Source organism: Chelativorans multitrophicus (assembly GCF_011317445.1).
GTDB classification, from domain to species: domain Bacteria; phylum Pseudomonadota; class Alphaproteobacteria; order Rhizobiales; family Rhizobiaceae; genus Chelativorans; species Chelativorans multitrophicus.
Map to the genome: position 1 here is coordinate 672,754 of NZ_JAAAPL010000002.1, position 13,094 is coordinate 685,847.

The 13,094-nt window shown below is 61.5% G+C and carries 13 protein-coding genes and 1 tRNA gene; 10 read left to right on the plus strand and 4 right to left on the minus strand.

Annotation, left to right across the window (positions count from 1 at the left end; translation table 11 throughout):
* Positions 1 to 34: 34 nt before the first annotated feature.
* From sufB to sufA, 6 genes are all read left to right on the plus strand, one after another.
* Complete coding sequence (gene sufB / locus GNP00_RS13915; RefSeq protein ID WP_011581118.1) at positions 35 to 1,546, plus strand: Fe-S cluster assembly protein SufB; 1,512 nt, start codon at positions 35 to 37, stop codon at positions 1,544 to 1,546.
* A 30-nt stretch (positions 1,547 to 1,576) separates the two neighbouring features.
* A complete protein-coding gene (gene sufC / locus GNP00_RS13920; RefSeq protein WP_011581117.1) occupies positions 1,577 to 2,332 on the plus strand; it encodes a Fe-S cluster assembly ATPase SufC in 756 nt (251 codons plus the stop codon).
* A gap of 11 nt (positions 2,333 to 2,343) precedes the next feature.
* Positions 2,344 to 3,609, plus strand: coding sequence for a Fe-S cluster assembly protein SufD (gene sufD / locus GNP00_RS13925; protein WP_041545380.1), 1,266 nt, complete (start codon positions 2,344 to 2,346; stop codon positions 3,607 to 3,609).
* Positions 3,610 to 3,734: 125 nt separating this feature from the next.
* On the plus strand, positions 3,735 to 4,976 hold the full coding sequence (locus tag GNP00_RS13930; RefSeq protein WP_011581115.1) for a cysteine desulfurase: 1,242 nt from the start codon (positions 3,735 to 3,737) through the stop codon (positions 4,974 to 4,976).
* A 4-nt stretch (positions 4,977 to 4,980) separates the two neighbouring features.
* Entirely contained in the window at positions 4,981 to 5,376 is a 396-nt protein-coding gene (locus GNP00_RS13935) for an SUF system Fe-S cluster assembly protein (protein ID WP_011581114.1), read from the plus strand.
* Between the two features lie 91 nt (positions 5,377 to 5,467).
* On the plus strand, positions 5,468 to 5,854 hold the full coding sequence (gene sufA, locus GNP00_RS13940; protein ID WP_011581113.1) for a Fe-S cluster assembly scaffold SufA: 387 nt from the start codon (positions 5,468 to 5,470) through the stop codon (positions 5,852 to 5,854).
* A 222-nt stretch (positions 5,855 to 6,076) separates the two neighbouring features.
* Here sufA and GNP00_RS13945 read toward each other — a convergent pair whose 3' ends face one another.
* The gene (locus GNP00_RS13945; RefSeq protein WP_011581112.1) at positions 6,077 to 6,574 is read right to left on the minus strand and encodes a GFA family protein; all 498 of its coding nucleotides are present in this window, start codon (positions 6,572 to 6,574) and stop codon (positions 6,077 to 6,079) included.
* A gap of 111 nt (positions 6,575 to 6,685) precedes the next feature.
* On the opposite strand from GNP00_RS13945, the gene GNP00_RS13950 reads away from it, so the two are divergent.
* A complete protein-coding gene (locus GNP00_RS13950) occupies positions 6,686 to 7,009 on the plus strand; it encodes a TfoX/Sxy family protein (protein WP_011581111.1) in 324 nt (107 codons plus the stop codon).
* A 23-nt stretch (positions 7,010 to 7,032) separates the two neighbouring features.
* Here the strand turns inward: GNP00_RS13950 and GNP00_RS13955 are convergent, their stop codons facing one another.
* The 3 genes from GNP00_RS13955 to GNP00_RS13965 form a co-directional block, all read right to left on the minus strand.
* Positions 7,033 to 8,466 carry a DEAD/DEAH box helicase gene (locus GNP00_RS13955; protein ID WP_011581110.1) on the minus strand — a complete coding sequence of 478 codons (1,434 nt, stop codon included), beginning with the start codon at positions 8,464 to 8,466 and terminating at the stop codon, positions 7,033 to 7,035.
* Positions 8,467 to 8,658: 192 nt separating this feature from the next.
* Positions 8,659 to 9,435 carry an NAD kinase gene (locus GNP00_RS13960; RefSeq protein WP_011581109.1) on the minus strand — a complete coding sequence of 259 codons (777 nt, stop codon included), beginning with the start codon at positions 9,433 to 9,435 and terminating at the stop codon, positions 8,659 to 8,661.
* 85 nt (positions 9,436 to 9,520) lie between these two features.
* Positions 9,521 to 9,596: transfer RNA gene (locus tag GNP00_RS13965), tRNA-Lys, on the minus strand.
* 212 nt (positions 9,597 to 9,808) lie between these two features.
* Here GNP00_RS13965 and GNP00_RS13970 point away from each other — a divergent pair.
* From GNP00_RS13970 to fabD, 3 genes are all read left to right on the plus strand, one after another.
* Positions 9,809 to 10,546 (plus strand): cytochrome c biogenesis CcdA family protein, encoded by a 738-nt coding sequence (locus GNP00_RS13970; RefSeq protein WP_011581108.1) that lies wholly within the window; start codon positions 9,809 to 9,811, stop codon positions 10,544 to 10,546.
* A 70-nt stretch (positions 10,547 to 10,616) separates the two neighbouring features.
* Positions 10,617 to 11,981, plus strand: coding sequence for a bifunctional UDP-N-acetylglucosamine diphosphorylase/glucosamine-1-phosphate N-acetyltransferase GlmU (glmU, locus tag GNP00_RS13975; RefSeq protein WP_011581107.1), 1,365 nt, complete (start codon positions 10,617 to 10,619; stop codon positions 11,979 to 11,981).
* A 158-nt stretch (positions 11,982 to 12,139) separates the two neighbouring features.
* Entirely contained in the window at positions 12,140 to 13,081 is a 942-nt protein-coding gene (fabD, locus tag GNP00_RS13980) for an ACP S-malonyltransferase (RefSeq protein ID WP_011581106.1), read from the plus strand.
* Positions 13,082 to 13,094: the final 13 nt, after the last annotated feature.

Below are 13,094 nucleotides of genomic sequence, written 5' to 3' on the forward strand. Positions count from 1 at the left end.
CGGACCTTGAATCCGGCGTGATGGAGAGACGCTGATGCCTGCAGTGCAGGAGACGATCGATCAGGTCCGGTTGATCGATGTGGACCAGTACAAATACGGATTCGAGACGCTCATCGAGAGCGACAAGGCCCCCAAGGGGCTCAATGAGGATATCGTCCGGCTGATTTCCGCCAAGAAGGGCGAACCGGAGTGGATGACCGAATGGCGCCTCAACGCGTTTCGCCGCTGGCTCACAATGGAAGAGCCGAGCTGGGCGCGCGTCAGCTATCCGAAGATCGACTTCCAGGACATCCATTATTATGCGGCGCCCAAGACCCAGGCTGGGCCGACCTCGCTGGACGAGGTGGATCCGGAGCTGCTGCGCACCTATGAAAAGCTCGGCATTCCGTTGAAGGAGCAGGAAATCCTGGCGGGCGTGCGAAAGCCGGCCGAGGGCGAGGACGCGGGCGATAACGTCTACGCCTCGGGCCGCGTGGCGGTGGACGCCGTTTTCGATTCCGTCTCGGTGGTGACCACCTTCAAGAAGGAACTCGCGAAGGCGGGCGTCATCTTCTGCTCGATCTCGGAGGCCATCCGCGAGCATCCGGAACTCGTGCGCAAATATCTGGGCTCGGTCGTTCCGCCCACGGACAATTTCTACGCGACGCTCAACTCGGCGGTCTTTACGGACGGTTCCTTCGTCTATGTGCCCAAGGGCGTACGCTGCCCGATGGAGCTTTCCACCTATTTCCGCATCAACGAGAAGAATACGGGCCAGTTCGAGCGCACGCTGATCATCGCCGACGAGGGCGCGTATGTCTCCTATCTGGAGGGCTGCACCGCACCGCAGCGCGACGAGAACCAGCTGCATGCGGCGGTGGTGGAGCTTGTGGCGCTCGACGATGCCGAAATCAAATACTCGACGGTGCAAAACTGGTATCCGGGCGATAAGCAAGGCAAAGGCGGCATCTACAACTTTGTCACCAAACGTGGCGATTGCCGGGGCAAGAACTCCAAGATCTCCTGGACCCAGGTCGAGACCGGCTCGGCCATCACCTGGAAATATCCGTCCTGCCTGCTGCGCGGCGAAGGTTCACGCGGCGAGTTTTATTCGATCGCGGTCTCAAACGGGCATCAGCAGATCGATTCCGGCACGAAGATGATACATCTCGGCAAGAACACATCGAGCCGCATCATCTCCAAGGGCATTTCGGCGGGTAACTCGAACAACACCTATCGCGGCCAGGTTTCCGTGCACCGCAAGGCGGAGAACGCGCGCAATTTCACGAATTGCGATTCGCTGCTCATCGGCAATGACTGCGGCGCCCACACCGTGCCCTATATCGAGGCGAAGAACTCCACCGCCCAGATCGAGCACGAGGCGACCACGTCGAAGATTTCCGATGATCAGAAGTTTTATGTGATGCAGCGCGGCATCCCCGAGGAGGAGGCGATTGCGCTGATCGTCAATGGTTTCGTGAAGGATGTCATCCAGGAATTGCCGATGGAGTTCGCCGTCGAGGCGCAGAAGCTGATCGGCATTTCGCTTGAAGGTTCGGTCGGCTGAGTGGGCCGCAGACAGTTTGGGATAGGAATTATGCTTGAGATCAAGAACCTGCATGCCCGCATCGCCGAAGACGGCACAGAGATCCTGCGCGGGGTGAACCTTGCCGTGAAACCGGGCGAAGTGGCTGCCATCATGGGCCCGAACGGCTCCGGCAAATCCACGCTTTCCTATGTGCTCGCCGGCCGGGACGACTATGAGGTGACCGAGGGCGATATTCTCTTCAAGGGGCAATCCATTCTGGAGATGGACCCGGCCGAGCGCGCCGCCACGGGCATTTTCCTCGCTTTCCAATATCCGATGGAGATACCGGGCGTGGCCACCATGGAGTTCCTGAAGGTGGCCATGAATGCCCAGCGCAGGGCGCGCGGCGAGGAGGAGCTGAAGATCCCCGAGCTTCTGAAGCGCGTGCGCACGGCCGCGCAAGAGCTCGACATGGACATGAACATGCTGAAGCGCCCGCTCAATGTAGGTTTTTCCGGCGGTGAGAAGAAGCGCGCGGAGATCCTGCAGATGAAGCTCCTGGAGCCTTCTCTCTGCGTGCTGGACGAGACCGATTCAGGGCTCGACATCGATGCGCTCAAGATTGTGGCAGAAGGCGTCAACGCGCTGCGCTCGCCCGATCGCACCATCGTCGTGATCACGCACTATCAGCGCCTGCTCGACTATATCGTGCCCGATTCCGTGCATGTGCTTTATAAGGGCCAGGTTGTGAAGTCCGGTGAAAAGGAATTGGCGCAGGAGCTGGAGAAGAACGGCTATGCCGGGCTGATCGGCGAGGCGGCCTGAGGGCAGAGATGATGAATTTGCAGGTTCAGGTAAGACATACCGCCGCCGAGGAGGCGCTGCTTTCGGCCTATTCGGAGCGCGCCGCCAGCCTTCCCGGAGACGAGCGGACCGCAGAGAAGCGCGAGCAGGCGGTTGAGATCCTCAAAAAAGGCCTGCCCAATCGTCGGGTGGAAGCCTGGCACTATACGGATCTGCGCCGGCTCCTTTCCACGGTGCCGGCATTTGAGGCGGCTACCCATTTGGAGCAGCGCGAGCCCCTTCTGCCGGGCTCGGTTGTCCTGCCGGTTCTGAACGGCATTGCCAAGCCGATGCAAGAGCTGAGCGACGTGTCGGTTGCGACGGTGACGAATGAGCTCACCGACGGCAGCCTCGCGGCGCGGCTGGCGCTCGCGGGGACCGACGACGCCATAGGCGCGATCAACGCCGCCTTCGTGACGGATGGTTTCGCGCTCGACATCCCGGCCGATGCCGCGCTGGGGCATCCTATCGAGCTCCAGAACGTTCAGGCAGGCGGCCAGGTGCACACGCGTTTCGCAGTGCGCGCGGGCGAGCGCGCCAAGGCGACGATCGTGGAGCGCCAGCTTGGCGATGGCGCGGCGCTGGTCTCCTCCGTAAGTCATCTGGACGTGGGCGATGGCGCCGAGGTTGTTTACCTGATCATTCAGGAGCAGCCAGACGATGCCCGCCATCTCGGCCAGATTTATGTGAAGATCGGCAAGGACGCGAAGCTGACTTTGTTCGTGATGAACACCGGCGGCAAGCTGGTGCGCCAGGAGCTGCGGATTATCGCGGAAGGCGAGGGCTCGGAGTTCCGCCTGCGCGGCGTCAATCTGCTTGCGGGCGACACGCATTGCGACGTGACAATGATACTCGACCACGCCGCGCCGCACACGGTCTCCACGGAAACCATCCGCAATGTGGTGACGGGTAAGGCGGAAGGCGCGTTCCAGGGGCAGATTCGCGTGGCGCGCGACGCGCAGAAAACCGACGCCAAAATGGCCTGCAATACGCTGCTCCTGTCGGACGAGGGCGGATTTTCCTCCAAGCCCGAGCTTGAGATTTTCGCCGATGACGTGGCCTGCGGCCACGGCGCGACTGTGACGGAAATCGAGCCTGCGCATCTCTTCTACCTCATGGCGCGCGGCATCGACGAGAAAACGGCGCGCGGGCTTCTGGTCAAGGCTTTCGTGGCCGAGGTGATCGAGGAGCTGGAAGACGAGCAGGTCGTCGAAGTGCTCGAAGGCAAGCTCGACGCGTGGTTTGCCGCGCACGGGTGAGGCAGACACTCCAACCGCCTTGTTTCGCGCGGCACCTCTTTCCCCTTGAGGGAATGGAAATCGCGGTAGCGAAGCCGAACGGGCGAGGGAGCGCTTGCAGCGCTGAACGCTGAAGCGGATCGGATATGGATCAGAAACTCGAAAACAACATCTATGACGTCGAGGCGATCCGCCGGGATTTCCCGATCCTAGCGCGCGAGGTCTACGGCAAACCGCTCGTCTATCTCGACAACGCCGCTTCTGCCCAGAAACCGCAGGCGGTGATCGATGCGGTCACGCAGGCCTATTCCAACGAATATGCCAATGTGCATCGCGGGCTTCACTTCCTCTCCAACGCAGCCACGGACGCCTATGAGAAGGCACGCGAGACGGTAAGGCGGTTCCTTAACGCCGGAAGCGCGGAGGAGATCGTCTTCACGAAATCCGCCACGGAAGCCATCAACACCGTCGCCTATGGCTATGCCATGCCGCGGATCGGGGAGGGCGATGAGATCGTGGTCTCCATCATGGAGCACCATTCCAACATCGTGCCCTGGCATTTTCTGCGCGAACGGAAGGGTGCCAAGCTCGTCTGGGCGCCGGTGGCCGACGACGGCAGCTTTCACATCGACGAATTCGAGAAATGCCTGACGGAGCGGACGAAGCTCGTCGCCATCACGCATATGTCGAATATGCTGGGCACGGTGACGCCCGTGGCCGACATCGTGCGAATCGCGCATGAACGGGGCATTCCCGTGCTGGTGGACGGGAGCCAGGGGGCCGTGCACCAGCCGGTCGATGTCAGGGCTCTCGATTGCGATTTTTATATCTGCACCGGGCACAAGCTCTACGGGCCGTCAGGCATCGGCGTTCTCTATGGCAAGCGTGAGAAGCTTCAGGAGATGCGCCCCTTCCAGGGCGGCGGCGAGATGATCGAGGACGTCTCGGTTGACAACGTCACCTATAACGATCCGCCGCATCGCTTCGAGGCCGGCACGCCGCCCATCGTGCAGGCGATCGGGCTTGGAGCCGCGCTCGACTACATGGAGGCGATCGGCCGCGAGAAGATCGCCGCCCACGAGGCGGAAATTTCGAAATATGCGCATGAGCGGCTTGGCCAGATCAATTCGCTGCGCGTTTTCGGCACCGCGCCAGGCAAGGGGGCAATTCTCTCCTTCGAGCTTGCCGGACTCCATGCCCATGACGTGGCGATGGTGATCGACCGCTCCGGTGTTGCCGTACGCGCCGGTACGCATTGTGCCCAGCCGCTGCTCAAGCGTTTCGGCGTGACCTCGACATGCCGCGCCTCATTCGCCATGTATAATACGAAAGCCGAGGTGGATGCCTTGGCCGAGGCGCTCGACAAGGCGCGCAAATTCTTCGGGTGAAAATATGAGCGAAGCCGAAAACAAGCCGGAAACCGGCGAAAGGGAAAAGGCTGCGGACGCAGTATTCACTTCGTCGGCCATTCCGCAGGAAGAATTGGCGCGCATGACGGATGACATCATCGGTGCGCTGAAGACGGTTTATGATCCGGAAATCCCGGCAGACATCTACGAACTCGGCCTGATCTATAAGATCGACATCGAGGACGACCGCTCGGTGAAGATCGATATGACACTGACGGCACCCGGCTGCCCCGTTGCGGGCGAGATGCCCGGCTGGGTGGAAAACGCCGTAAGTGCGGTGGAAGGTGTCGGCAATGTCGAGGTCAGCATGGTGTTCGATCCGCCCTGGACGCCCGACCGCATGTCGGAAGAGGCGCAGGTGGCGCTAGGGTGGTATTGAGGGCGGCGGCGCTTGCAACGTACCGCTTTCCGGACCATTTTAGAATGAGAACCTTCCGCGAGCCTTGAACTCGCCGTGAACGGAGAAACAGATGGGTCGATTTCAGGTGATGACGATGACCGACGCCGCGGCTGCTCGTGTGCGCGAAATCGTCGAGACGCGCGAGGGCGCGCACGGCATCCGCGTGGGCATCAAGAAGGGCGGCTGTGCCGGAATGGAATATACGATCGATCTGGTCACCGAGCCCAACCCGAAGGACGACCATATCGAGCGAGATGGCGTTCATGTTTATGTGGCGCCGGAAGCGGCTCTTTTCTTGCTCGGCACCGAAATGGATTTCGAGGTGACGCGGATCCGGACGGGCTTCGTCTTCAACAATCCCAACCAGAGCTCCGCCTGCGGCTGCGGCGAATCGGTCGAATTGAAGCCTGCCGATCTGAAGGCATTAGCCGAGGCAAGGGAAACGGGCGCGGCCTGAGGCCAGGCTTTTCAAGCTGCTAATACCCCCTCTCTTGCGTTTTCCATGCACTTGCTCGGGGCAAGCCCACTCGCAAGTACAGGAAAACGCTTTTTCCCCCGCCAAGGGGGGATAGGGTGCTTGCGCCCTCGCCGTCAATTGTCTTCGTGGCGGTTGGCAACGAGTCCCCAACGGCTAAGTGTTAGAAATCGCAAGAGAGGGGGTGCTAATCAATAGTTCTCCTCACTTCACCCACATGCCTGTCCTCTTGTGCCAGTCGGCGATGGATTCTGCCGGATAGAGATCGAAGGTAACGTCACCTTCCCGAATATCCGGCTCAACCCAGTTGGCCTTGTATTTGAGCATGAGGTGCACGCGGCTGGGCGGCAGGGGAAGATCCGTGTCGATGGCCGAGGCAAAGGGATGCACAAGCTCCGGCCAGGTGGGATCGTAGAGCCAGAGGGCCGACCCGCATTCCCGGCAGAACCGGCGCTCGCCGGTGGAAATTTCGCAATGCGGGCGCTCGTCGTCCTCGATCTCAGCCCGGTAGAGCCCCAGATGCTTCTCCCCCTCGATTGCAAGGGTCGAGGAATCCGCCCCAAGATTGATTGCAAATCCCCCGCCGCCCTGCTGCTTGCGACAGATTGAGCAATAGCAGAGCTGATAGGGGACCGGCGTGTGGCTTTGCACCGAGAATTTCACTGCGCCGCATCGGCACGAGCCTTTCAGAAGCATGGGCATGGCTAGACTCCGGACAAGCACGACGGCCTAAACTAAGAGCCTAGACGGGATCTGTCAGCAGAATCGCAGCCAGCTCCTGACAAGGATGGCGGAAGCTGCCATGGTGCTCCGATGACCGAAGACGATATCCGTGATCTTTTCGCAGGCCTTGGCCCGGTCAGCATCCGGCGCATGTTCGGCGGCAAGGGCATCTATTATGACGGCTTGATTATCGCTGTGGAACTTCGCGGCGAACTGATGCTGAAGGGCGACGAACTGAGCGCGCCTGACCTCGAAACCGCGAGGGCGCGGCAATGGACCTATGTCGGCTCGCGGCACGGAAAGACGGTCTCAATGCCGTACTGGTCGGTACCCGACGGCGCGTTTGACGATCCTGACGAATTCACCGCATGGGCGCGCAGGGCTTACGAGGCAGCGCTGCGGGCGCAGAAGTAGCGGTCTCCGGCCGATGGCAGGACTCAAACCTTGCCTGGCACCTTCATGAAATCAGGGATGTCGTCGCCGAAGCCCAGCGTCTCCGTTTCGCGCTCGGGCCGTTCCCGACGGCGCCCGCGCTGCTCTTCATTGGTGCTGCGGATCATGTCCTTGCGCTCACGCCTGCGGTCTTCCCGCCTGGGGGCCGGTTTCTCGGAAGGACTGACGGCCTCTTCGACGGGCTCCTCCGCTCGCCGGCTTTTCCCTTGGTCGCGCTTTTTTCCGCCGCGTTCGGCGCGGCCGCCGCGCCGGGGCTTTTCATCCGCTTCGTCCTCGACGGTGAGGGTGGAAAGATCACCGTCGAGCCACTCGATGTCCTGACCGATCAGCTTCTCTATTCCATCGACATATTTCCGGTCCGCGCGGGTGACGATGGTAAACGCCTTGCCGGAACGGCCGGCGCGGCCGGTGCGGCCGATGCGGTGCACATAGTCTTCCGAGTGGGTGGGTACGTCAAAATTGAAGACGTGGCTCACATCAGGGATATCGAGGCCGCGCGCGGCAACGTCGGAAGCGACGAGGAGCTTGAGCTTACCTTTGCGGAAGTTCTCCAGCATCATCATGCGCGCGCGCTGGTCCATATCGCCGTGCAGCGCACCGGCGTCGAATTCGTGGCGGACCAGCGAACGGAAGAGGGTAGCCACTTCCGTCTTTCGATTGCAGAAAATGATCGCGTTCTTAAGCTCGTCGCCTTCGGCGCGGATCAAATCGCGCAGCTTTTCCCGCTTTGCCCAGGGCTTCGAGCCGGATTTCACCAGGCGCTGGGTGATATTGACCGCGGTCGAAGCGGGTTTTGACACCTCGACGCGCACCGGCCCCTGGAGGAACTGTTCGGTTAGCTTGGTAATTTCGGGCGGCATGGTGGCCGAGAAAAACAACGTCTGCCGCGTGAAGGGGATGAGCTTGCAGATGCGCTCGATATCCGGGATGAAGCCCATATCGAGCATGCGGTCGGCTTCGTCGATGACAAGGATCTCCACCCCCGTCAGAAGCAGCTTGCCGCGCTCGTGATGATCGAGCAGGCGCCCTGGGGTGGCGATGAGCACGTCGGCACCGCGTTCCAGCTTCTTTTCCTGCTCGTCGAACGAGACGCCGCCAATGAGCAGCGCGATGTTCAGCCGGTGGTTCTTGCCGTATTTGACAAAATTCTCCTCCACCTGGGCGGCGAGCTCTCGCGTCGGCTCCAGGATCAGCGTGCGCGGCATGCGCGCGCGGGCCCTGCCGCGCTCCAGCCGCGTGAGCATGGGCAGGACGAAGGAGGCGGTCTTGCCCGTACCGGTCTGGGCGATGCCCAGAACATCCTTGCCCTGGAGGGCATGGGGAATGGCGCCTGCCTGGATGGGCGTGGGCACCGTGTATCCCGCATCTCCGACAGCAGCCAAAACCTTGGGCGAAAGGCCTAGGTCGGAGAACGTCACGGTTTCCTGGGCGGTTTCCTGTAAATCTGACACGTGATGAATGTCTTTGCTATGCTTAGCGTCGCGGCGCGCAGTTTTCCGGCCGTCATGACCTGTGATCGGGGCCTAAGGTGTGGTGCGGCCGATGTCAACAACAAGTATTGCACCGCAGGCGCTGTTTTTCGCCGCGTCCCTTCATACGGCAAGAATTGGCTAGTAGCGGAATTGTTCCGACAGGATGCGCTCATTCCACGAATGGCTGGCATCGAAAAGGATCGTCGCGGTCATATCAAGGGATTCCTGCACCGTTACCTTACGAACGGACTTGATTTCCGTATGATCGGCCACTGCGTTGACCGGCCGCTTTTCGGGTTCAAGTATTGTGAGCTCCACATTCGACTTGTTGGGCAGAAGCGCCCCCCGCCAACGTCTCGGGCGAAACGGGCTCACGGGCGTCAGGGCCAGAAGAGGCGCATCGAGTGGCAGGATCGGGCCATGCGCCGAGAGATTATAGGCTGTCGAACCCGCCGGGGTCGCAACCATGATCCCGTCACAGATAAGCTCCTCCAGCCGCACGTTGCCGTCTATGGCGATGCGGATCTTTGCAGCCTGATAGGATTGACGCAGAAGCGATACCTCATTGATGGCAAGAGCCCGGAAAATCTCCCCGTTTTGATCGATCGCCGTCATTTCCAGCGGGCGAACGGTTTCCGCGATGGCCTCGGCGATGCGTTCATGCAGGCCATCTTCACGGTACTCGTTCATAAGGAAACCGACCGTGCCGCGGTTCATGCCATAGATCTTCTTGCCGGTGCCCATGGTCTCGCGCAATGTCTTCAACATGAAGCCATCGCCCCCAAGCGCGACAATCACATCGGCGTCCTCCGGCCTCTCCTGCCCATAAAGGGCGGAAAGCGTCGCGGCGGCCGTGGTCGCGTCTTCGGTCTCGGCCGAAACGAAGGCAAGGGCTAGCGAGGAGAGCTTGTTCATCCAAGTTCGCGTCCCGTTCTGGGGCATGGCCCACGGGTGGTAGCACGCTCACGAGGCGGTGCAAAGCGGCTGAGAGAAGAGCTTTTGGTGAGCGCGCAGGGATTCGAACCCTGGACCTACTGATTAAAAGTCAGTTGCTCTACCGGCTGAGCTACGCGCTCGCACGTGGCAGGAAATGCCGCCCGCGAATTGCGGCGGAACATAGTGGGGCCTATGCGGCCGGTCAACCGGAAAAGCCGAGATGTTTATAACAATAAAAGCCCAAGGCGCGCCCTCGGGAACGGGGGCCTGCCTGCGGCGCAATGCCACGAGATGGTGATTGGAGCTTGGCCGGCCATCCCGCTATATCGTGGCGACCAAAGAGGTTGAGCGGATGGCGATCGATATCGGCTATACGAGCGCGTTTGCGGCGGGAGCGCTTTCGTTCCTGTCGCCATGCGTGCTGCCGCTCGTGCCGCCGTATCTGTGCTATATGGCGGGCGTGACGGTGGAGGATTTTCGCCGGCCGGAAGGTGCCGCGGCGGCCAGATTGCCGCTTTTGGCAGCGGCACTCACCTTCGTGCTCGGATTTTCAACCGTGTTCGTCGCGCTTGGCGCCGGCGCCTCCACCATTGGAGGATTTTTGCGCGCCTGGCAACAGGAACTCGCCATTGCCGCGGGGATCGTGATCATCCTCATGGGGCTCAACTTCCTGGGAATCCTCCGGATACCGCTCCTTTCGCGGGAAGCACGGCTTCACATGGAAGCAAAGCCGGCCAATATCGGCGCCGCCTATCTCATGGGGCTTGCCTTCGCCTTCGGCTGGACGCCCTGCATCGGGCCGGTGCTCGGGCCAATCCTCACGCTTGCCGGCGGAAGGGAGACCGTGGGCGAGGGGGCCTTGATGCTCGCCGTCTACTCCGCCGGGCTCGGCATTCCCTTCATCGTGGCGGCCTTGTTCTCGGATGCCTTCATGCGCTTCCTGCAACGCTTCCGCATGCATCTTGGCAGGGTAGAAAAGGCAATCGGCGGCCTCTTGGTGCTTGCGGGCGTTCTGTTCCTCACGGGCGGCATGCAGAACATGGCCTTCTGGTTGCTCGAAACTTTCCCGACGCTCGGAACGCTCGGCTGAAGCCATTTTGCGCCGGGCGCGGTGGAGTGATAGAGATCGTTCCCAATTGCCGATTCAACGGATATCTCGCATGACCAACCGCACCTGTCTCGCCGTCATTCTCGCCGCTGGCGAGGGAACCCGCATGAAGAGCACGCTTCCTAAGGTGCTGCACAAGATCGGCGGACTGGAAATGGTGGGCCATGTCATGAACGCCGCATCCTCCGCTGGCGCGGACGCGCTGGCGCTGGTCGTGGGCAATGGCGCGGAGCAGGTGCGCGCGTTCGCTGAAAAGCAAACCGCCGACCGTCGGGATATATTTGTCCAAGAGGAGCGGCTTGGCACCGCCCATGCGGTTCTCGCCGCGCGAGAGGCGATGTCCCGTGGCTATGACGACGTGCTCGTCGTCTTTGGCGATCATCCGCTGCTTGATCCATCGGTTCTCCTCAGCGCGCGTGAAAAGCTCGCCGAAGGCGCGGCGGTGGCCGTGCTCGGCTTCCGCCCGCCGGTTCCGACCGGCTACGGGCGCCTGATCGAGAAGGAAGGGCGGCTCGTCGCAATCCGCGAGGAGAAGGACTGCTCCGAAGAGGAGAGGAAGATCACCTTCTGCAACAGCGGTGTGATGGCGATTGCCGGCAAGCACGCGCTCGCCCTGATCGATCAGGTAAAGAACGAGAATGCCAAGGGCGAATATTATCTCACCGATATCGTTGAGATCGCCAACCGCCAAGGCCTGCTCGTGGTGGCTAGCGAGGCCGGGAGGGAAAGCGCAGTTGGCATCAACAACCGCGCGGAACTTGCCGAAGCAGAAGCCGTCTGGCAGCAGAAAAGGCGGCGGGAACTCATGCTTTCAGGTGTAACCCTGATCGCGCCAGAGACGGTCTTCCTTTCCTACGATACGCAGATCGGCCCGGATACGGTGATCGAGCCGAATGTCTGGTTCGGGCCGGGAGTCCGGATCGCGTCCGGCGCGCATATCCACGCCTTCTCGCATATCGAGGAGGCCGTGGTGGAAACCGGCGCGACGGTTGGCCCCTTTGCACGGTTGCGGCCGGGTGCGCAGGTTCAGGAAAAGGCAAAGATCGGCAATTTCTGCGAGATCAAGAACGCGCGTATCGAGCCGGGCGCCAAGGTGCCGCATCTTTCCTATATCGGCGACGCCACGGTGGGCGCGGGCGCCAATATCGGCGCGGGCACCATCACCTGCAACTACGATGGATTTCTGAAACACCATACGGAAATTGGAGCTGGGGCCTTCATCGGCACCAATTCCGCGCTGGTGGCGCCGGTCACGATCGGCGCAGGCGCCTATGTTGCCTCCGGCAGCGTGCTGACGGAAGACGTGCCAGCCGATGCGCTTGCCTTCGGGCGCGCGCGGCAGGCGACCTACGAAGGACGCGGGAAAGTGCTGCGCGATAAGCTAGCCGAAGAGAAGGCGAAAAAGTCGGGCGGTTGAGGCAGTTTTTCCTGCCTTGCAAAAGGGGTGCTCGTCTCGCGCTCGTTTCCGACGCGACTGTGGTGGATCACGGCGTTAACTGGCAAAAGGCTTGACGTTCGTCGGCTCTTGCGCCACCACCTGCGCCCCAACAGAGCATGGAACAGGGAGAACCGCTGATGACGATCGCCTTCACCTTCCCGGGGCAGGGAAGTCAGGCCGTCGGGATGGGCCGCGACCTGGCGGAGGCATTTCCCGAGGCGCGCGACGTCTTTCAGGAAGTGGACGAGGCGCTCGGGCAGTCGCTTTCCAAGCTGATGTGGGAAGGACCGGAGGAGGAATTGACGCTGACCGCGAATGCGCAGCCGGCGCTGATGGCGGTGTCCCTGGCGGCTATCCGCGTGATGGAAAAGGCCGGGCTCCCGCTCAAGGACAAAGTGGCGTATGTGGCCGGCCATTCGCTGGGGGAATATTCGGCGCTTGCCGCGGCAGGGACCTTTTCTCTCCTCGACACGGCGCGGCTCCTGCGCATACGCGGCAATGCCATGCAGGCCGCCGTGCCGGTGGGCGAGGGCGCGATGGCCGCCATTATCGGCCTGGAGACGGCCGACGTGGAAGATGTTTGCCTGAAAGCCGCCAATGGGAGCGTATGCCAGATCGCCAATGACAATGGCGGCGGGCAGCTCATCATTTCCGGCGCGAAAGCGGCGGTGGAGGAGGCCGCACGGCTTGCAGGCGAGCGGGGCGCCAAGCGCGCAATCATGCTGCCTGTTTCGGCTCCCTTCCACTCCGCGCTGATGGAGCCCGCTGCCGTGCGCATGCGCGATGCGCTGGCCGAGGTGGAGAAGCATGCGCCTTCAGTGCCGGTCATCGCCAATGTCACCGTCAGCCCCCTGAGCGATCCTCAGGAGATCGCGGAGCGGCTGGTTGAACAGGTGACGGGACGTGTACGCTGGCGCGAGACGGTGGAATGGTTCGCTCAAAACGGCGTGGATACGTTATACGAAATCGGTTCCGGCAAGGTGTTGACGGGCTTGGCACGCCGCATCAACCGTGATCTCAACGCATTAGCAGTGAATACACCGGCAGACATCGAAGCAACGCTGAAAGCGCTTCTTTGATTCGAGTTCAGAA